The 17,101-nt window shown below is 60.9% G+C and carries 21 protein-coding genes; 3 read left to right on the top strand and 18 right to left on the bottom strand.

Annotated elements, in window-relative coordinates; all coding sequences use genetic code 11:
* Nucleotides 1-18 precede the first annotated feature (18 nt).
* The 3 genes from PH603_RS07130 to PH603_RS07120 are packed head-to-tail and all read right to left on the bottom strand — an operon-like array spanning nucleotide 19 to nucleotide 2,980.
* On the bottom strand, nucleotides 19-1,089 hold the full coding sequence (locus PH603_RS07130; RefSeq protein ID WP_289505356.1) for a homocysteine S-methyltransferase family protein: 1,071 nt from the start codon (nucleotides 1,087-1,089) through the stop codon (nucleotides 19-21).
* Nucleotides 1,086-2,021: a methylenetetrahydrofolate reductase [NAD(P)H] gene (gene metF / locus PH603_RS07125; protein WP_289505355.1), complete on the bottom strand. Its 936-nt coding sequence runs from the start codon at nucleotides 2,019-2,021 to the stop codon at nucleotides 1,086-1,088. Before metF ends, PH603_RS07130 begins: the two co-directional genes overlap by 4 nt.
* On the bottom strand, nucleotides 2,018-2,980 hold the full coding sequence (locus PH603_RS07120) for an ArsR/SmtB family transcription factor (protein ID WP_289505354.1): 963 nt from the start codon (nucleotides 2,978-2,980) through the stop codon (nucleotides 2,018-2,020). Before PH603_RS07120 ends, metF begins: the two co-directional genes overlap by 4 nt.
* Before the next feature lie 190 nt (nucleotides 2,981-3,170).
* On the opposite strand from PH603_RS07120, the gene PH603_RS07115 reads away from it, so the two are divergent.
* A complete protein-coding gene (locus PH603_RS07115; protein ID WP_289505353.1) occupies nucleotides 3,171-3,947 on the top strand; it encodes an MlaA family lipoprotein in 777 nt (258 codons plus the stop codon).
* Between the two features lie 49 nt (nucleotides 3,948-3,996).
* Here the strand turns inward: PH603_RS07115 and ettA are convergent, their stop codons facing one another.
* Nucleotides 3,997-5,667, bottom strand: a complete 1,671-nt coding sequence (ettA, locus tag PH603_RS07110; RefSeq protein WP_289505352.1) for an energy-dependent translational throttle protein EttA — start codon at nucleotides 5,665-5,667, stop codon at nucleotides 3,997-3,999.
* A 96-nt stretch (nucleotides 5,668-5,763) separates the two neighbouring features.
* Here ettA and PH603_RS07105 point away from each other — a divergent pair, with 96 nt between their 5' ends.
* On the top strand, nucleotides 5,764-6,366 hold the full coding sequence (locus PH603_RS07105; protein ID WP_289505351.1) for a methyltransferase family protein: 603 nt from the start codon (nucleotides 5,764-5,766) through the stop codon (nucleotides 6,364-6,366).
* A gap of 34 nt (nucleotides 6,367-6,400) precedes the next feature.
* On the opposite strand, the gene PH603_RS07100 is transcribed toward PH603_RS07105, so the two are convergent.
* From PH603_RS07100 to PH603_RS07090, 3 genes are all read right to left on the bottom strand, one after another.
* Nucleotides 6,401-6,892, bottom strand: coding sequence for a hypothetical protein (locus PH603_RS07100; protein WP_289505350.1), 492 nt, complete (start codon nucleotides 6,890-6,892; stop codon nucleotides 6,401-6,403).
* 134 nt (nucleotides 6,893-7,026) lie between these two features.
* Nucleotides 7,027-7,437: a GFA family protein gene (locus PH603_RS07095; RefSeq protein WP_289505349.1), complete on the bottom strand. Its 411-nt coding sequence runs from the start codon at nucleotides 7,435-7,437 to the stop codon at nucleotides 7,027-7,029.
* 4 nt (nucleotides 7,438-7,441) lie between these two features.
* Complete coding sequence (locus tag PH603_RS07090; protein WP_289505348.1) at nucleotides 7,442-8,113, bottom strand: glutathione S-transferase family protein; 672 nt, start codon at nucleotides 8,111-8,113, stop codon at nucleotides 7,442-7,444.
* Between the two features lie 158 nt (nucleotides 8,114-8,271).
* Here PH603_RS07090 and PH603_RS07085 point away from each other — a divergent pair, with 158 nt between their 5' ends.
* Entirely contained in the window at nucleotides 8,272-8,592 is a 321-nt protein-coding gene (locus PH603_RS07085) for a hypothetical protein (RefSeq protein WP_289505347.1), read from the top strand.
* A 10-nt stretch (nucleotides 8,593-8,602) separates the two neighbouring features.
* On the opposite strand, the gene PH603_RS07080 is transcribed toward PH603_RS07085, so the two are convergent.
* The 11 genes from PH603_RS07080 to PH603_RS07030 all read right to left on the bottom strand — a co-directional run bounded on the left by PH603_RS07080 (nucleotide 8,603) and on the right by PH603_RS07030 (nucleotide 17,058).
* Nucleotides 8,603-9,604, bottom strand: a complete 1,002-nt coding sequence (locus PH603_RS07080) for an alpha/beta fold hydrolase (RefSeq protein WP_289505346.1) — start codon at nucleotides 9,602-9,604, stop codon at nucleotides 8,603-8,605.
* A 3-nt stretch (nucleotides 9,605-9,607) separates the two neighbouring features.
* Nucleotides 9,608-11,503 (bottom strand): NAD(P)-binding protein, encoded by a 1,896-nt coding sequence (locus PH603_RS07075; protein ID WP_289505345.1) that lies wholly within the window; start codon nucleotides 11,501-11,503, stop codon nucleotides 9,608-9,610.
* A 55-nt stretch (nucleotides 11,504-11,558) separates the two neighbouring features.
* Nucleotides 11,559-12,038: a glutathione peroxidase gene (locus PH603_RS07070; protein ID WP_289505344.1), complete on the bottom strand. Its 480-nt coding sequence runs from the start codon at nucleotides 12,036-12,038 to the stop codon at nucleotides 11,559-11,561.
* A 55-nt stretch (nucleotides 12,039-12,093) separates the two neighbouring features.
* Entirely contained in the window at nucleotides 12,094-12,903 is an 810-nt protein-coding gene (locus PH603_RS07065; protein ID WP_289505343.1) for a PhzF family phenazine biosynthesis protein, read from the bottom strand.
* A 78-nt stretch (nucleotides 12,904-12,981) separates the two neighbouring features.
* Nucleotides 12,982-13,341, bottom strand: coding sequence for an ArsC family reductase (locus PH603_RS07060; protein WP_289505342.1), 360 nt, complete (start codon nucleotides 13,339-13,341; stop codon nucleotides 12,982-12,984).
* A gap of 3 nt (nucleotides 13,342-13,344) precedes the next feature.
* Complete coding sequence (locus PH603_RS07055) at nucleotides 13,345-14,241, bottom strand: cation diffusion facilitator family transporter (protein WP_289505341.1); 897 nt, start codon at nucleotides 14,239-14,241, stop codon at nucleotides 13,345-13,347.
* A 149-nt stretch (nucleotides 14,242-14,390) separates the two neighbouring features.
* Nucleotides 14,391-14,894, bottom strand: coding sequence for a F0F1 ATP synthase subunit B family protein (locus tag PH603_RS07050; RefSeq protein ID WP_289505340.1), 504 nt, complete (start codon nucleotides 14,892-14,894; stop codon nucleotides 14,391-14,393).
* 2 nt (nucleotides 14,895-14,896) lie between these two features.
* Nucleotides 14,897-15,520, bottom strand: a complete 624-nt coding sequence (locus PH603_RS07045) for a F0F1 ATP synthase subunit B family protein (protein ID WP_289505339.1) — start codon at nucleotides 15,518-15,520, stop codon at nucleotides 14,897-14,899.
* A 123-nt stretch (nucleotides 15,521-15,643) separates the two neighbouring features.
* Complete coding sequence (locus PH603_RS07040; protein ID WP_289505338.1) at nucleotides 15,644-15,868, bottom strand: F0F1 ATP synthase subunit C; 225 nt, start codon at nucleotides 15,866-15,868, stop codon at nucleotides 15,644-15,646.
* Nucleotides 15,869-15,925: 57 nt separating this feature from the next.
* Complete coding sequence (locus PH603_RS07035; RefSeq protein WP_289505336.1) at nucleotides 15,926-16,675, bottom strand: F0F1 ATP synthase subunit A; 750 nt, start codon at nucleotides 16,673-16,675, stop codon at nucleotides 15,926-15,928.
* A 56-nt stretch (nucleotides 16,676-16,731) separates the two neighbouring features.
* Nucleotides 16,732-17,058, bottom strand: a complete 327-nt coding sequence (locus tag PH603_RS07030) for an AtpZ/AtpI family protein (protein WP_289505335.1) — start codon at nucleotides 17,056-17,058, stop codon at nucleotides 16,732-16,734.
* Nucleotides 17,059-17,101: the final 43 nt, after the last annotated feature.

Here is a 17,101-nt window from a genome sequence, read left to right as displayed (position 1 = left end):
TTTTTCCGGTCGGTCTGTTCAGGCGGCGCTTTGGCCGATGATGGTGAGAGGATCGAGGCCGGAAAGCCGCATCTCTGGCTCAAGGGTCGGGATCTTGCGAGGGCCGTACGCTTTCACCGCATTGGCAATCGCCCGGATATGATCGGGCGTGGTGCCGCAGCAGCCGCCAACGATGTTGAAAAGGCCTTCCTTGGCCCAGCCTTCCAGCTGCTCTGCCGTCATCCCCGGGGTTTCATCATACTCGCCAAGCTCGTTCGGGAGCCCCGCGTTCGGATAGATCGATACGCGGGTGTTTGCCACACGGTTCAGGGCCACCGCATAGGGCCGCAGCAATTCCGCACCGAAGGCGCAATTGAGGCCCACTGCAAAGGGCTTCGCGTGCCGCACCGAATACCAGAAGGCTTCGATTGTCTGGCCGGAAAGGTTGCGGCCCGAGCGGTCGGTGACCGTGCAGGAAAGAATAATCGGCAGCTTCAGCCCGCGTTCCTCGAACACTTCCTCGGTCGCGAAGATGGCGGCCTTTGCGTTCAGCGTATCGAAGATCGTCTCGATCAGGATGATATCCACCCCGCCATCGATCAGCGCTTCCACCTGTTCCTTGTAGGCTGCCGCAACACCATCAAACTCCACGTCACGGTAGCCGGGGTTGTTCACATCCGGCGACAGCGACAGGGTCTTGTTCATCGGGCCGATGGCGCCCGCCACAAAGCGGGGTTTTTCAGGCGTTTTGGCCGTGAAAGCATCTGCTGCCTTGCGGGCCAGACGGGCGCTCGCGAGGTTATAATCCCGCGCCAGCGCGCTCATGCCATAGTCAGCAAGTGCCACGGCAGTGGAGCTGAACGTGTTGGTTTCAACGATATCTGCACCGGCCTCCAGAAAGGCCGTGTGGATGCCCTCGATAACATCGGGCTTGGTGATCGACAGAAGGTCGTTGTTGCCCTTCAGGTCGCTCGGCCAATCCGCAAACTGGCTGCCGCGATAATCAGCTTCGGTCAGTCCATGCCGCTGGATCATGGTGCCCATGGCGCCGTCAAGGATCAGGATGCGTTCGGACGCGATCTTTTCCAGAAGTTTCGTCTTGTCGGTCATGCGGTCGCTCCCTGCTGCAGAGGCGCGCGGTGGCCCAGCATATGGCACACGGCAAAGGTCAGTTCCGCCCGGTTGAGCGTGTAGAAATGGAAGTCCCGAACCCCGCCCGCATAAAGGCGGCGGCACAGTTCGCCGGCGACGGTGGCGGCCACGAGCGCGCGGGTCTGCGGGCGTTCGTCGAGCCCTTCAAATAGCTCGCCAAGCCACGCGGGCACGCTGGCCCCGCAGGCACCAGCAAAGCCCTTCAGCGACTTGAAGTTCGTCACCGGCAGGATGCCCGGCACAATCGGCACATCAATGCCGTAAGACTGGCAGTGATCGAGGAAGCGGAAATATTGCTCGCTATCGAAGAAGAACTGGGTGATGGCGCGCGTGGCGCCGGCGTCGATCTTGCGCTTCAGGTTATCAAGGTCAGCGGCCAGCGTTGGGCTGTCAGGGTGCTTTTCGGGGTAAGCGCCGACCGAGATTTCAAAATCCCCGATCGCGCGGATACCGGCGACAAGTTCTGCCGCATTCGCATAGCCACCCGGATGGGCCTCGTATTTCCTGGCGCCTTCCGGCGGATCGCCGCGGAGCGCCACGATATGATTGACACCCGCTTCCTTATAGTCGCGGATCACGGCGTCCACTTCTTCCCGCGTGGCATTCACGCAAGTGAGGTGGGCGGCGGGCTTCAGCGCGGTATCGGTCAGGATACGCTTCACCGTATTGTGGGTGCGCTCGCGCGTTGAGCCGCCTGCTCCGTAGGTGACGGAGACGAAGGCCGGATCGAGGGGCTCCAGCGTCTTGATGCTTTCCCAGAGGGTGCGTTCCATCGCTTCGGTCTTCGGGGGGAAGAATTCAAAGCTGATGCGCACGTCCTTCACGCTTTCCGCGAAAAGCGAAGTGCGGTGGCGCGGCCCAAGGCCATAGCTGTCGGCGGGCGGGGTCATAGGTCTGTCCTCGGTTTGTCGAATTGCCAGATGGTGACACCAAGTTTGGCGCCGCCCAGATGGCGGATATCGGTGGGAATGAGCCCGGCGGCAGCGCCCCAGGCTTTCATGTCGTCGTCCGCGAAGCCGAGGCGGCGGTGCGCATGCTCGGTCCGCAAGAATTCTTCTGTGTGGGGCGCGAAGTCGGCGACCAGCACTCGCCCGCCGGGGGCCAGCACCCGGGCAGCTTCGCGAAGCGCCAGCGCGGGGTCGTCGGCATAGTGCAGCACCTGATGGAACAGCACGAGCGTGCGGCTGCCGTCCTCAAGCTGCAGGTCATACATATCGCCCTGCCGGACGATGGCATCGGTGAGGCCCGCGTTCGCAAGCTGCCCGCGCGCCACAGCCAGCATGTCGCGGCTCATATCGATGCCCACGGCGCGGGCGGCCTTGGGCGCAAAAATCTCGAGCATCCGGCCGGTGCCGGTGCCGATATCCAGTACACTGCCGGTGGCCGCCTCGCCTGCCATCTCGACTAGCGCTTTCTCGACCTCGGCTTCCGCCACATAAAGCGAGCGGATTTCGTTCCAGCGCGCTGCATTATCGCGGAAATAGGCCTGTGCCTCGGCGAAGCGCTCGTCGCGGATATTGGCAAGGGCTTCAAGGTCTGCCGCCACTTCGGCACCCGCCTCATCGATAGGGGCGAGCATGGCTCTCAGGAGGGATGCCGCCGTGCCGCTTTCACTGAGGCGATAGAAGACAAGCGTGCCTTCCTGAACGCGCGTCAGGAGGCCAGCTTCGCCCAGAAGCTTCAGGTGGCGTGACACGCGCGGCTGGCTCTGGTCCAGCACCTGCACGATTTCCGACACGGTCAGTTCACCGTGACGCAAAAGGGCAAGGATGCGCAGCCTTGTGGCTTCGCCCGCCGCCCGCAGGATTGTCAGCACATCGTCCATCGAAACCTTCCGAATTCCGCTCATGACAATCATATATAAAGATATCTTTATATTTGTAAAGCCGAGTTTCGGTGATGCTGCCTCACGAATTCTTGACGCTGACTGTAACAAAAATATTTTGACCCGCCGGGTGCACAACCGTATGTGGATCGAAAGGTACTTGACCCATATCTTGAATCAGCAGCGCATAATCCCCTGAAAGAGTGCACTGATCATGCTTAAGAACTTCCCCATCCGGCCCGTCTCGGCGGGCTTGGCGCTATTGGCGCTGTCGGCATGCGCAAGCGTGCCGCCGCCGTCCGGCGTCGTCAATCCGGATGACCCCTACGAAGGCTGGAACCGCAAGGTTCACTCCTTCAACATGGGCGTCGACAAGGCCGTGATGCGCCCTGTTTCCAGCACCTATTCGGCGATCACGCCGAAGCCGGTGAAGGAAGGCATCACCAATATCCTCCGGAACATCCGCCAGCCGTGGATTTTCGTGAACGACCTGTTACAGGGTGAGTTTGGCCGCGCCAAGGGCACGTTCGACCGGTTCTTCCTGAACACGGTGTTCGGCCTTGGCGGCATCTTCGATGTGGCCCACGCCGCCGGCCTTGAATATCACGAGGAAGATTTCGGCCAGACGCTCGCCGTGTGGGGCGTGAAGCCCGGCGCATACCTTGTGCTGCCCTTCCTTGGCCCCTCCAACCTGCGTGACGGCCTCGGCTTCGGTGTCGATTTTGTCGGCAACGTTGGCGAGATCGGCCTCGACAAGATGGATGTGGAAGGCCTGCAGCTCACCCAGTTCAGCCTGAAAGTGATCGACGCCCGTTACCGCGCCACCGGCACGTTCGAGGCGCTGGATCAGGAACGCGATTCCTACACCTTCATGCGCTCGGCATGGCTGCAGAACCGCCAGTTCGAAATCCTGAACGGCAAAATGGCCAAGCAGAATACCGAAGAGCCTGATCTCTTTGACGAGCTTGAAGGCGACGAAACGGAAGAATGAAAAAAGGGGCCGTGAAGGCCCCTTTCCTTTTTGACTGTTGCCTGTCCGCTCAGCGTTCGAAGCGGCGGAACTTCAGCCGGTGCGGCTGGTCAGCATCCACACCAAGGCGGCGCTTCTTGTCTTCTTCATAGGCTTCGAAGTTACCTTCGAACCATTCCACATGGCTGTCGCCCTCAAACGCCAGGATGTGGGTGGCGATACGGTCGAGGAAGAAGCGATCGTGGCTGATGACCACGGCGCAGCCCGCGAAGTTTTCAAGCGCTTCTTCAAGGGCCGACAGGGTTTCAACGTCCAGATCGTTGGTCGGTTCGTCAAGGAGCAGAACGTTGCCGCCGGACTTCAGCATCTTGGCCATGTGAACGCGGTTGCGCTCACCACCCGACAAGAGGCCGACCTTCTTCTGCTGGTCGCCGCCCTTGAAGTTGAAGGCGCCCACATAGGCACGGGTGCTGATCTCGGTCTTGCCGAAATAGAACATGTCGTGCCCGCCCGAGATTTCCTCCCAGACGTTCTTGTTGGGGTCGAGCGCATCGCGGCTCTGGTCCACATAGCCAAGCTCGACGGTGTCACCCACGGTGATCTCGCCCGCATCCGGCTTTTCCTGACCGGTGATCAGCTTGAAGAGCGTGGTTTTACCCGCGCCGTTCGGCCCGATGATGCCAACGATGCCGCCAGGCGGCAGCGAGAAGGACAGATTGTCGAAGAGGAGCTTGTCGCCAAACGCCTTCGTCAGGCCATTGGCTTCGATCACCTTGCCACCAAGACGCTTGGGCGGCTGGATCTTGATCTGGGCGGTGCCGGCGACGCGCTCGTTCTGCTGTTCCAGCATTTCGTCGTAGGCCTTGATACGGGCTTTCGACTTGGCCTGACGGGCCTTCGGGCTCTGCCTGATCCACTCGAGTTCCGAATTGAGCGCTTTCTGGCGTGAGGCTTCGGCGCGTTCTTCCTGCGCCATACGCTTCGCCTTGGCTTCGAGCCATGCCGAATAGTTGCCCTCGAACGGGATCGGACGACCGCGGTCCAGTTCCAGCACCCAGCCCACCACGTTATCGAGGAAGTAGCGGTCGTGGGTGACGAGGATCACGCAGCCCTTGTAGTTCTGCAGGAAGCGCTCGAGCCACGCGACGGTTTCGGCGTCAAGGTGGTTGGTCGGTTCGTCGAGGATCAGGAGTTCCGGCTTTTCAAGGAGCAGCTTGCAAAGCGCCACCCGGCGCTTCTCGCCGCCCGAAAGCTTGTCCACCGACCAGTCGCCGGGCGGGCAGTTCAGCGCGTCCATCGCAACTTCGGCCTGGCCTTCAAGGTCCCATGCGTCGGCGGCATCAATGATTTCCTGCAGCTCGCCCATACGGGTCAGCAGGTCCATATTCTCCGGGTCTTCGGCATATTGCATGGCGACGGCGTTATATTCGTCGAACTGCGCCTTGATACCGGCGAGGCCTTCCATGACGTTGCCCAGCACGTTTTTGGAGGCATCAAGCTGCGGCTCCTGCGGCAGGTAGCCAACGCGCACGCCTGCGGCCGGCCATGCCTCGCCCGTGAAATCCTTGTCGTAACCCGCCATGATTTTCATCAGCGTCGATTTACCGGCGCCGTTCGGGCCGATGATCGCGATCTTGGCGTCGGGCAGGAAGTTGAGCGAAATATTGTTCAGAACCTGCTTGCCGCCGGGATAGGTTTTCGACAGCTTCTGCATCTGAAAGACATACTGGTAGGATGCCATGGAAAAGGTCCTTCGAATTCGAGGGGAAAGTTGGCACTCTGTTAGCCCAATACGGGCCGGATCACAAGACCGGACCCACATGAGGGGGAGAAGGATATGACCGGCGTGACACTTCACACACTCCTGCCCGTCGGCCTGATGGTCGCCATGGGCGGCGGCATGATCTGGCGGTCGGAATGGCTACGGCGCACACAAGGGGTAAACCCCTACCGGCTTGTGTCGGATGACAGCCCGATGGGGGAGATCGGCCGCTGGTACAAAATGGCGGGCCTCATCACCACACTTTATGTGATCGGCCGCCTTTTCCTGCCGCTTGACGGCCTTGTCGGCTGGATTCACGCCGCCAGCGTGCCTGGCGTTTTCTGGGCCGGCACCATCATCGCCGCCGGCGGCATCGCCTTCGCACTGACGGCACAGGCGACAATGAGCACCAGTTGGCGGATCGGCATCCCGACAGACGAACCCGGTGCGCTTGTCGACCGCGGCCCCTACGCCATCAGTCGCAACCCTTTCTTCCTCGGCACCGCCGTCTATCAGATCGGCCTCACCCTCATGATGCCCTCATGGCTGATGCTGGCCACAAGCCTGTTGATGGCAGCCTGCGTGAATATCCAGGTGCGGATGGAAGAAGCGTTTCTCGAAGCGCATATCGGGGAGGCTTACAAGGCCTACAAGGCGAAGGTGCGGCGCTGGATTTGAAACTTCCGTCCGCGCCGCAAGAAGTAGAGCGAAACTATCGCTCATCATGCATCACAGGAATATTTCTATGCATTGCTTTATCTTCGATGACGGCGAGAAAGCACTGGAATTGCCTAGGCGTGAAGTATGCAGACTGAATTCTGGCTTCTGAGCCATCTTTCAGACCGAAGTGCAGCCTGCGCGCTGACCAACCCGTATCCACCACGGTGATTGAGCAGACTGATTCCCATAGGGTCTTATGATTGCGCGACAGGCTCAGCCCAATGATCCCCTCTTCATCAAGTAGAAAAGCGGGACCGGGACGACACCACCTTATCAAGGCAGGCACTAATCCAAAAAGGACCAACGGAAGAAGGAAGAGCGCTCGAACACGGTGCTTCACGGCGGGGTCATCCAAAGGCAAGCCCGCAAAAAACCCCTTGTAAATGTAGTAGAAGCTCAAGCCTAGCATAGCCGTGCAGAAGAGTAGCGTGACTAGCAAGCGCCAGTTCCTATATGTAAGCATCTCTTGGGTCATTTTATTCACCGGAAGATTCTAGGCAAAACACGCCATATTCATTGCAGAAAATAAACCCAGTCGTGCCAGCCTGACCCGGTATCCGGCGGTGCCCACACCAAACATGGCCCCCAGATCAAGTCCGGGGTGACGAAGCCAGTAAATCACCCATGCGGATCCGCCGGAAAAGTATCCGTCCCGTCGAGCTTCGCTTCCAGATGCGCCCACGAGAGCCGCGTTGAAAGATACGTCTCGCCGGTCGGCACCAGCTTTTCAGGTTCGTCCATGAAGCCCACATGCAGGTGGATTTCGCCGGGCCAGCGCTCGCCTTCGAAGCTGACCGGGCTGCCGCAATCGGCGCAGAAGCGGCGGATGACGCCGGGGGACGAGACGACCTTTTTGGGCGCCTTGCCCCTGAACATCACGGCATGCGCGGCGAAGCCGGCATAGGTGGCGAACGCGGCGGACGTCGCCTTGCGGCAGCTGGGGCAGTGGCAATGGCCGACCCACAGGGGTTCGGCCACCACTTCCACCTTCACATTGCCGCAAAGGCAGCGTCCGGTCAGTTTCACCATGCCCTCACCCGGCCTTGCGCGCGGCGGCGGCCACGACGAAATCGAAGACCTTCTGCATGCGGCCATGGCTCGCCTGCACCACGGGTTCGTCCTTCACGCTGTCCCACCAGGCGGCGACATCGGCATTGATCGCCAGCGCATCAACATCGAAGCGCGCCACCGCATTTTTGAAATGGAACATGATGGGGATCATCGCGCAATCGGCAATCGTCCAGCTGTCGCCCACCGCGCGTTTGCCGCGTTTTGAAAGCGCCCAGCCCAGCAGGTTGACGGCTTTGGGGAAGTCTTCGGCCTTCGCCTTTTCGATCTTGGCATCATCACGGATACCGCGGAACACAGCGACCGACATGGGGCTCATGCCCGCCGCGATATAAAGATCGACGACGCGGCAGATCATCTGCACCTGCGCGCGGGCATCGGGGTCCGCCGGCAGCAACTTTGGCCCGTCCAACAGGCCGTCCAGATACTCGGCGATCACCTGGCCTTCGATCAGCTGCGAGCCATCGTCTTTCAGCAGGAACGGAATCTTGCCCGTGGGGCAGATGCGCAGATGCTCTTCCGATTTGAAGCCGCCCGGCACCCCGGGGGTTTCCACCTTGTCCGCCTGCCCCTTGAGGTCCAGCAGGATCAGGTTGCGTTCATAGAAAGGCGACAGGCTAAGGCCGCAAAGTTGCATGGATTTTCCCTCCCTTGATCGCGGCCACCGAAGCACCGCCGAATGGGAGCTTACAACCATAAACGCCGCAGGCTCAAGGCTGGACCGCAGCGTCCAAAAAACGTGATAATACAGTCTGAAGTTGTTACAATGAAACCAGAGGCAATCTGGAGGGCACGATGCACCGCCATTTCCTGATCCTGCCGCTGGCATTGGCGGCCGCGGCCTGTTCTGTCAGCTATGAAGCACGGGTGGAACGGTATAACGCGCACCAGCTGTCCCTTTTCGACGCCTGTCTGGCAGCACCGATCGGGCATGAGGATATTGCCCGGGCTGAGGCCAGCATCCCCTATTCCAGTGCTGATGGAAAATGCTCATACAGTTATGCCCATCGGAGGCCCGATGACGGTCGCTACTGCGAGGCACACCAGTTTCGCAAAATACCCGATCTCCCCATCAAGCAATGCGAAGATCAACTGGATCAGGCCCTGAAGCGGTAAAGGTGCCCCTTCAGGCCGTGAACGTTTTCAGCCAGTCAAGCAGGGCTCTGTTCACATCGTCCGCGCGTTCCTGCTGGCTCCAGTGGCCGCACCCTTTCAGGTCAAGCCGTGTATAGGGGCCGCTCACCCGCTTTTCCATGCCGTCGGCAAGGGCGGGCGGGCAGGCGCGGTCCATTTCCGCCGTGATCATCAGGCAGGGTTCCGGCACTTTCGGCAACAGGCCATCGGCATCCAGAAACTGTTTCTGGTCCTGCCAGTTGGCGGCCATGTTGCGGTACCAGTGGATCGGCGCCTTGAAGCCGCCTGCGGTGTAGGCCGCCACATAGGGGGCGAGGTCGGCATCGCTCATCAGTGCTTCACCGCCCCAGTGATCTGCGCCTTTCTGCAGAAGCGTCAGAAGATCGAGGCTCTTTTCCGAGAAGGGTACTTCATCGGGCCGGCGCGAGGTCGGCGCGGGCTTGCGCATGAAGAAGCGGAAGGTATTCAGCACATCGGCTTCCAGAAGCGGCTCACACGCGCCTTCTTCCTGGAAGCGGACGATATACATTTCCTCGCCAAAACGCTGGCGGAACAGCGTGATGGGATCAACCGGATAATGCGGCATCAGGGGCACATTGAGCCCGGCGTAACCAAGCGCCCGGCCCGGCATATAGAAAGGCAGCGACCACAGGAGCAGCGCGCCCCAGTCGTGGCCCACCAGAACGGCCTTTTCGATCCCGTAATGATCAAGCAAGCCCCGGACGTCACCCGTCAGCTTCGCCATCGTGTAATTCTCGCGGCCCTCGGGCTTGGCCGACGCACCGTAACCGCGCAGGTCCGGTGCGAAAACGGGATAGCCGGCGGCAGAGAGCGCCTTCATCTGGCTCCGCCAGCTGTAGGCAAGTTCGGGGAAGCCATGCAGGAAGAAGACCGGCGGTTTGCCGGCGCTGCGCCAGTCCTTCGGCCCCATGCGATAGACGGCGAGGTCGATATCCTTCAGCCGGACGGTTTCAGGCGCAGGCCAGTCTGTCATGTCTTATCCCCCGAATTGTTCCCTCACGGCGCGCACCGCCGCATCGATGGCCCCGTCCACATAGGCGAAGGCCGAAGCATCGCTCCCCGCGATGGATATATTGCCGACCTGCTGGCGTGCCCGAAGGTGCGGCCCCATGGCCGGGCTCCAGGTCGGGTCGTCCCACAGTTCGTTATATTCGTAGGCATAGCCGTGCGGCCAGCGGTTCACCGTGATGGCGGCAATGTCGCGCTCGGCATCGAAGGCGCTGCCAAGCCCGCCCTTGAGGAGCGACACGACCTCGGCCTCATAATCCTCGAACGTCATGGCATACATTTCGTGCCGGCCCGCCACGTGCTGGTCGCGCGAGGGCATGCCGGGCGCGCAAGGCACATGCGAGAGGTGCGCGATGATCGGATCATCCGGATTGTCGGCAAAACGGTAATTGCCGATGCTGACCGGGAAATCGAGCGCAGCCTGATGCAGTTTCTTGCCCGGCGCGAAGAAGGAACTGACACCGTTTTCGGCAAAGGCATGCCAGTTGGTGAGCGCCACATTAATATAGGCAAGCGGCACTTTCTTGGGCCAGCGGATCGCCTCGATCTGCTCAGCCGGCAGCTCGGGCAGGATGTAAGGCAGGATATGGGCGTATCCGGCGAAGATGACCTTCGCGCCCGTCACCCGTTCCGCCCTTCCGTCGCGCACATAGGTCACCTCCGCGCCCTCGCCCGTGTTGGCGATATTGACGGCGGTGGAACGCAGGCGGATGCGCACGCCATTCTCGGCACGGTCCAGCCTGTCATAATGCGCGCGGGCCTCGACGCCTTCTTCCATGCTGCCGGCACGGAGTGCATCGGGCAGCAGGTCGGCAACGATCATCCGCGCTACCCCGGCGTTGCCGTCCGGGAAGTGGAAGATATAGGGCTCTTCCCCGTGCGGGCCATAGTCGAAGGTGCCTTCGTCAAGCTTGACCCCTTCGGTCGCGAAATGCCCCTCGCGCACGGCTTCAAGCGCCGACACGGCATCCCAGCCGATCCCCCAAAGGCCCAGCGACGTGCGCCCAAAGAGGCTGTAGATGCCGTCCGAAATCCCGGCATGGTTTTTCAGGCAATACTGCAGCGAATGCGATTTCAGATAAGAAGCCCGCGCCTCGATGGGCATGTCACCCAGCCAGTCCGGCTTATCAAGCACCAGACGGCGGAATGCGGCAAGTTCCTCGGCCGGGAACGGCAGGCTGTCGATCAGCGCTGCATATTCGGCCTTTTCCTCTTCCGTAGACCAAGACCAGCCGAGCCCCCAGTTGCCAGCCTCGCGCACCTTCAGCAGCCGGTCGCTGCCGTAGGTTTCCTTATCAAGGTAAGTGGCGGTGCCAAGGTTGCGGCGCGATGCCCACGAGCGGTCGTAGTAGCGGTAGAATTTCTCGGTCTCGATCCCGAGCGACTGGATGAACTCGCGGGCCGCCGGGCTGTAGCTTTTGGGGCTGTCGATCGACTGGCTGCCGCCATAACCGATCAGCCGCTTGCCCTTCACCAGAAACTCGTTGCGCTTGGCGTGGCCGCCAAAATCATCGTGGTTATCAAGGATCAGGATGCGCGCACTGGCGCCCAGCCGGTCGCGTGCGAGCCGCGCCGTCGTCAATCCGCTGATGCCGCCGCCGACGACAATCAGGTCATAGGGGCGGTCCAATGCCTTCTTCGGCCGGTCAAACACCTTGCCTTCCCACGAAATCGCATGGGCGACCTCGAAGCTGCCTTCATGGCTGCCGCGCATGCCGGTGCGTTCGGGCGGATAGACCCATTTGGGATCGCCCGCGATCAGGCCTTTTGCGAATGCCTCTGCAGGGGCAAGGCCGAAGGCTGCCCCAGTGATCGCGACCCCGTTCAGGAAGTCGCGCCGTGTGATCGATCGTCTCGCCATCATTCTCCCCCCGGCGTGATGCTGGATACGCGCCTTAACGGCGTCTGGTTTTTGGGCCCTAAAGCAGGGCCTCGATATCGGGCCGGATTGCCTCGGGCTTCGAGATCGAGGCAAAACGCCGGACCACGTTGCCGTCGCGGTCCAGAAGGAACTTGGTGAAGTTCCATTTGATTCGCTCGGACCCGAGGAAGCCTTTGCGGGCCTTCCGCAGGAACTTGTAGAGCGGCGCTGCACCCCGCCCGTTCACATCGATTTTCGAGAACATCGGGAAGCTGACGCCATAATTGATCTGGCAGAATTCGCCGATATCGTCTTCCGAGCCCGGCTCCTGCGACCCGAACTGGTTGCAGGGGAAGCCAAGGATCACAAGGCCGCGATCCTTGTAATCCTGATACAGTTTCTCAAGCCCCTCATATTGCGGCGTGAAGCCGCATTTGGACGCCGTGTTGACGATAAGAAGCACCTTGCCGCGATAATCAGCAAGCGCTTGCGGCTGGCCATTCAGCCGCGGCATTTCGAAATCATAGACATTGGTCATCACACTTCCCCCGAAAAGCAGCCCTCACCGCCACCCACATGGCAATCACCGGCTTTCAATGGGAAAGGTAGAGCGCTCCGCGCATGACTTCAACGGCTGATCCTGCAAGCTCGATACGATCACCCTTAACCGTGATCCAGAGCTCCCCCCCGCGCGCTGAAATCTGAAGGGCATGCAGCTCGCTCCGGCCGAAGCGTTCGGCCCAGTAAGGCCCCGAAAGGCAGTGGGCGGAACCGGTGACCGGATCTTCCGGGATACCGTGGTTCGGGAAGAAGCAGCGGGATACGAAATCGACCCCGTCTGTCCCCGGCGCCGTCGCGATGAAGCCATAGGGCGCATAGGCCTGCAGAGCGCGCATGTCGGGATGCAGGCGCTGGATGATCTGGGGCTCGCGGTAAATCAGCAAATAGTCCCGTCCCCGGTGCAGCACCGCTTCCGGGATCGCACCCATCGCTTCGGCGAGGCCATCAGGCGCTGTCACGGGGGTCGGCATCAGCGTCGGCATTTCAAGCGCCAGCTTGCCGTCTGCCCGTTTCGTCACCTGAAGGATGCCCGACCGCGTGGCGAAGCGGACGGTCTCAAGGGCCGGTTCCAGATGCCGGATGACAACAAGTCCAGAGGCAAGCGTGGCATGGCCGCACAGGTCAACCTCGAGCGACGGGGTGAACCAGCGCAGGTCATAGTCAGCCTCGGCGCGGTCCTCGCGCGGCACGATGAAGGCCGTCTCAGAGAGGTTATTCTCTCGCGCGATCGACTGCATCACCGACGGGTCAAGAAACGCCGGCACCGGGCAGATTGCCGCCGGATTACCGCCGAATGCCCTGCTGGTGAAGGCGTCTACCTGATAAATCGAAACTTCCTGCATCGCTGCCTGTCTTCCCTGTTCGGTTGTAGGATATCACGAATAGACGGTCTTTGGTGCCGTCCTTGTCTCAATGGTTTATCAGGCCGCCGCCCATGTACCGATGGCATCCTGATCCTTCGGTGCGAAACCAAGCCGCCAGTCGCCACCCTTGTGCCAGACAGGGCGTTTGATCACCGACGGTTCGGCCAGCATCAGCGCGATGGCACCATCACGGCTTTCCGCCGCCGCCTGCCGGGCCGCATCAAACTTGCGCCATGTGGTGCCACGCCGGTTGATCACCTGATCCCCGCCGAGCGCATCAAGCATCGCCCCGGCCAGTTCCGCCGTCAGCCCGTCCTTGCGAAAATCGTGGAACTTGTAGGCAATGCCCTGCCCTTCAAGCCAGGTACGGGCCTTTTTCACGGTGTCGCAATTGGGGATGCCGTAAAGCGTCAGCATAGGTCAGGTTTCCTTCTCGGGCATAGGCACTTCGGCCGCTGTCATCTGGCCGGAATATTCTGATGGCGGATCGATATGGATCAGTATTTCCGCGTGCGGGAAGGCTTCGCTGAGGGTCGCCTCGATCTCGTCGCCCACCAGATGCCCTTCGCGGACCGTCATCTCGCCGTCGACCTCGATATGCAGCTGGATGAAACTGTCGCGGCCCGCGTGGCGGGTTTTCAGCTCATGCAGGCCGCGCACATCGGGGCTGCCCATCACCAGATTGAAGATCGTCTCGCGGTCGGCATCGCTGAACTCGCGGTCCATCAGCATGTCGATGGCATTGCGTCCGATGCCGTAGGCCCCGTGACCGATATAAAGCGCGATCATGATGCCGAAGATGCCGTCGGCCTCGGTGAAGCCGGTGCCGGCGATCAGCACAGCGGCGATCACCGCCGCATTCATCAGCAGGTCACCCTGATAGTGCAGATGATCACCCGCCACCGCGATCGACCGCGTGCGCGCCACCACATAGCGCTGGAACATCACAAGGCCGAGCGACAGGACGATCGAGAGAACCGAAACCGCGATAACCGGCCCCGTCGCCTGCACCGGCACCGGGTTATAGAGCCGCGCCGAGGATTCGAGGAGAATGAAGAATGACGAGGCCATGATAATGCCGGCCTGGATAAGCCCCGCAATGGCTTCCGCCTTGCCGTGGCCAAAACGGTGATCGTCATCGGGCGGCATCACGGCCATGCGGACGGCAAGGAAGGTGATGGCAGAGGCGAGCAGATCAAGCGCGCTATCGGCCATGGAGCCGAGCATCGCGACCGAGCCCGACACCCACCAGACAAGCGCCTTGGTGACAACAAGGATCGTCGCCACGCTCATCGAAGCGAAGGTCGCAAGGATCATCAGTCTGTCTTGTGCCGCACGGGTCATGGTCGTTCCGTCATGGAAGTTTGGTAACGTTTTCTAGCCCCTTACCACGCCTGCCACCAGCCCAAAAAGAAAACGCCCCGGCAGTGAGGCCAGGGCGTCAATCTTGTGGGCTTGCGTGCGGCTTAGTGCAGCAGCGTGTCGATATCGCCGATTGCAGCGTCGATCACCTTGCCGCCGGCCGCACCCTTGAGGGCATCCGCCAGCACGTCGGTGGCAGCTGCCACGGCAACGGTCACAGCCACAGCTTTCACTTCCTTGACGGCAGCAGCTTCGGCCTGTGCGATCTTCAGCTCTGCCGAAGCAGTGCGACGCTCGACCATGGCTTTCATGTCAGCCTTGGCTTCCGCGATCAGGAGCTTCGCGTCTTCCTTGGCCTGGGCCACGATGTCGGCAGCTTCCTTCTCGGCGTCGCGTTTCTTGCGCTGGAAGTCCGACAGAAGCTTGGCGGTTTCTTCACGCAGCGCAGCGGCTTCGTCGATCTGCGCCTTGATGGCAGCAGCGCGACCGTCGAGGGCAGCGGCGATGGTCTTGTGTGCCTTGGCGTAGATCACGCCGCCGACAAACACGACAAACGAACCGGCAACCCAGAAGGTCGGATCAAGGTAGAAGGGTTCACCAGCAGCCATGATCAAGCCCCTTTCGCGGTTTCGAGCGCAGCCTTGACGGCGGCGGCCACAGCCTTGTCGTCGGCTTCATCACCGGCGAGCTTGGTTACGATCTCGCGGGTCACGTCCGTCGCAACACCTTCGATCGAGGCCATCGCTTCGGCTTTCGCTGCAGCGATCCGCTTCTCGGCGGCTTCGGCTTTTTCACCGAGCTTGGCGTCGAGATCGGCCTGAACCTTGGCGATTTCAGCTGCCATTTCGGCCTTGGCTTCAACCATGACGGCCTGGGCCTTGGCGCGGGCTTCGGCGAGGGCGGCTTCGTAAGCGGCCTTCACTTCTTCGGCTTCACGCTTCTGGACTTCGGCTGCGTCAAGGTCTGCCGCGATCTTTTCCTCGCGCTCTTCCAGCACCTTGGTCACACGCGGCAGGGCCATGCGCGACACGATGATGTAAAGAACGACGAAGGTGAGGAACAGCCAAACGAGCTGCTCTTCATAGGTACCGATATTGAGCTGGGGCAGACCGCCCTCCTGGCTCACTTCGGTATGTGCCTCGACTGCGGCGTCATGTGCGTCTGCCACAGCCTCTTGGGCCCCGGCAACGGCTGCCTCGGTCTCGGTGGTGTGCGCGTCTTGAGCTTCCGCCATCACATGCCTCAAAGGCTAGATATTCAACAGAGGGACGCGGGGCAATGCCCGAATCCGTTCAGGATGCGGCAGGGCGCGACAGCGAGTGGCGTCGCGCCCCGGCAACCTTGGCGTCTGATCTTCTTAGGTGAAGAGGATCAGGAAGGCGATCACGAGCGCGAAGAGGCCGGTTGCCTCGGTCAGCGCGAAGCCGATCAGCAGGTTGGTGAACTGGCCTTTGGCAGCCGACGGGTTGCGCAGTGCGCCGCCGAGGAAGCTACCGAAAATGTTGCCGAGGCCGATACCGATACCGGCGAGAGCGAGGGTGGCGATGCCAGCACCGATCATCTTTGCTGCTGCGAGTTCCATGGTGTTTTCCTTTTCGAGTTGGATAGGGTCAGATGAACCGAGTTTTCCGGCCTGCTCTTAGTGCGACGGATGCATTGCGTCGTTCAGATAGATGCAGGTCAGGATGGTGAACACGTAGGCCTGCAGGCAGGCTACGAGAATTTCGAGGCCCGTCAGAAGAACGTTGACGGTGAAGGGCACAACGGCGCCGAGGTAACCGGCAAGGCCGACAGCGCTCATCGAGATGATAAAGCCCGCGAACACCTTCATCATGATGTGACCGGCCAGCATGTTCGCAAAGAGGCGAACCGACAGGCTGATCGGACGGGTGCAGTAGGAGATCACTTCGATGACGACAAGCAGGGGCAGCAGCCACACCGGCACGCCCGACGGGGCGAAGAGGCGCAGGAAGCCGGCGCCGTGCTTGATGAAGCCGATGAGCGTCACGCCGAGGAAGACAACGATCGCCAGGCCGAAGTTGACGATGATATGGCTCGTCACGGTGAAGCTGTAGGGCAGCATCCCGGCAAGGTTACAGCCAAGGATGAACATGAAAAGCGTGAAGATGAAGGGGAAGTAAGCCTTGCCTTCGCGGCCGACGTTTTCCTTCACCATACCGGCGACGAAATCGTAGAAGACCTCAACCATTGCCTGCCAGCGGCCCGGAACGAGCGCGGCTTTACGCATGCCACCAACGAGGAAGAAGGTAATGGCCACAACGACCGCAACCATCCAGGCCGAGCTGTTGGTGAAAGAGGCGTCGATCCCGCCAATCGAAAACTCAGCGATCGGTTTGATCTGGAATTGCTCAAGCGGACTATGTGCCACGAGTATCGCCCCTGTTGTTGTCGCACCCTGTAATTGGGCACGGACCAAGAATAAAATCACGCCTGGCCGTCATCCGGCCCCTGCAGCTTGATAGCCTCGCGCATGATATTGCGGATGCCTGCTGCAAACCCGAGTATCAGGAAGACGATCAGGAAAAGCGGTTTTGTCTCAAGCCAGCCATCGATCGCATAACCGATGATGGCCCCGACAATCGCCCCGACAACCAGATCAACGCCGATACGGAAGGCAATTCCAAGGGCGTTCGAACGGCTGCCATCCGGTGCCGCGCCGTCCCCTTGCGTTTCCGCCGGGTCGTCGCCGCGTGCTTTCCTCAGCCGTTCCTCGAGTGATGTAAGGCGGGCGTCCCTGTCTTCGTCAGCCACGTCTCGCATCCTTCCCGATGGGCCAGCCTTGGCCTGCTTCCGG

The organism is Gimibacter soli, from assembly GCF_028463845.1.
GTDB lineage: Bacteria > Pseudomonadota > Alphaproteobacteria > Sphingomonadales > Kordiimonadaceae > Gimibacter > Gimibacter soli.
Note: the sequence above shows the minus strand (reverse complement) of the source record. Positions and strands in the feature narration are given on the sequence as shown.

Excerpts from the sequence above, each read along its gene's own strand:
- PH603_RS07130 (WP_289505356.1), bottom strand. The coding sequence starts at position 1,089 with ATGACCGACAAGACGAAACTTCTGGAAAAGATCGCGTCCGAACGCATC.
- metF (WP_289505355.1), bottom strand. The coding sequence starts at position 2,021 with ATGACCCCGCCCGCCGACAGCTATGGCCTTGGGCCGCGCCACCGCACT.
- PH603_RS07120 (WP_289505354.1), bottom strand. The coding sequence starts at position 2,980 with ATGAGCGGAATTCGGAAGGTTTCGATGGACGATGTGCTGACAATCCTG.
- PH603_RS07115 (WP_289505353.1), top strand. The coding sequence starts at position 3,171 with ATGCTTAAGAACTTCCCCATCCGGCCCGTCTCGGCGGGCTTGGCGCTA.
- ettA (WP_289505352.1), bottom strand. The coding sequence starts at position 5,667 with ATGGCATCCTACCAGTATGTCTTTCAGATGCAGAAGCTGTCGAAAACC.
- PH603_RS07105 (WP_289505351.1), top strand. The coding sequence starts at position 5,764 with ATGACCGGCGTGACACTTCACACACTCCTGCCCGTCGGCCTGATGGTC.
- PH603_RS07095 (WP_289505349.1), bottom strand. The coding sequence starts at position 7,437 with ATGGTGAAACTGACCGGACGCTGCCTTTGCGGCAATGTGAAGGTGGAA.
- PH603_RS07090 (WP_289505348.1), bottom strand. The coding sequence starts at position 8,113 with ATGCAACTTTGCGGCCTTAGCCTGTCGCCTTTCTATGAACGCAACCTG.
- PH603_RS07085 (WP_289505347.1), top strand. The coding sequence starts at position 8,272 with ATGCACCGCCATTTCCTGATCCTGCCGCTGGCATTGGCGGCCGCGGCC.
- PH603_RS07080 (WP_289505346.1), bottom strand. The coding sequence starts at position 9,604 with ATGACAGACTGGCCTGCGCCTGAAACCGTCCGGCTGAAGGATATCGAC.
- PH603_RS07075 (WP_289505345.1), bottom strand. The coding sequence starts at position 11,503 with ATGATGGCGAGACGATCGATCACACGGCGCGACTTCCTGAACGGGGTC.
- PH603_RS07070 (WP_289505344.1), bottom strand. The coding sequence starts at position 12,038 with ATGACCAATGTCTATGATTTCGAAATGCCGCGGCTGAATGGCCAGCCG.
- PH603_RS07065 (WP_289505343.1), bottom strand. The coding sequence starts at position 12,903 with ATGCAGGAAGTTTCGATTTATCAGGTAGACGCCTTCACCAGCAGGGCA.
- PH603_RS07060 (WP_289505342.1), bottom strand. The coding sequence starts at position 13,341 with ATGCTGACGCTTTACGGCATCCCCAATTGCGACACCGTGAAAAAGGCC.
- PH603_RS07055 (WP_289505341.1), bottom strand. The coding sequence starts at position 14,241 with ATGATCCTTGCGACCTTCGCTTCGATGAGCGTGGCGACGATCCTTGTT.
- PH603_RS07050 (WP_289505340.1), bottom strand. The coding sequence starts at position 14,894 with ATGGCTGCTGGTGAACCCTTCTACCTTGATCCGACCTTCTGGGTTGCC.
- PH603_RS07045 (WP_289505339.1), bottom strand. The coding sequence starts at position 15,520 with ATGGCGGAAGCTCAAGACGCGCACACCACCGAGACCGAGGCAGCCGTT.
- PH603_RS07040 (WP_289505338.1), bottom strand. The coding sequence starts at position 15,868 with ATGGAACTCGCAGCAGCAAAGATGATCGGTGCTGGCATCGCCACCCTC.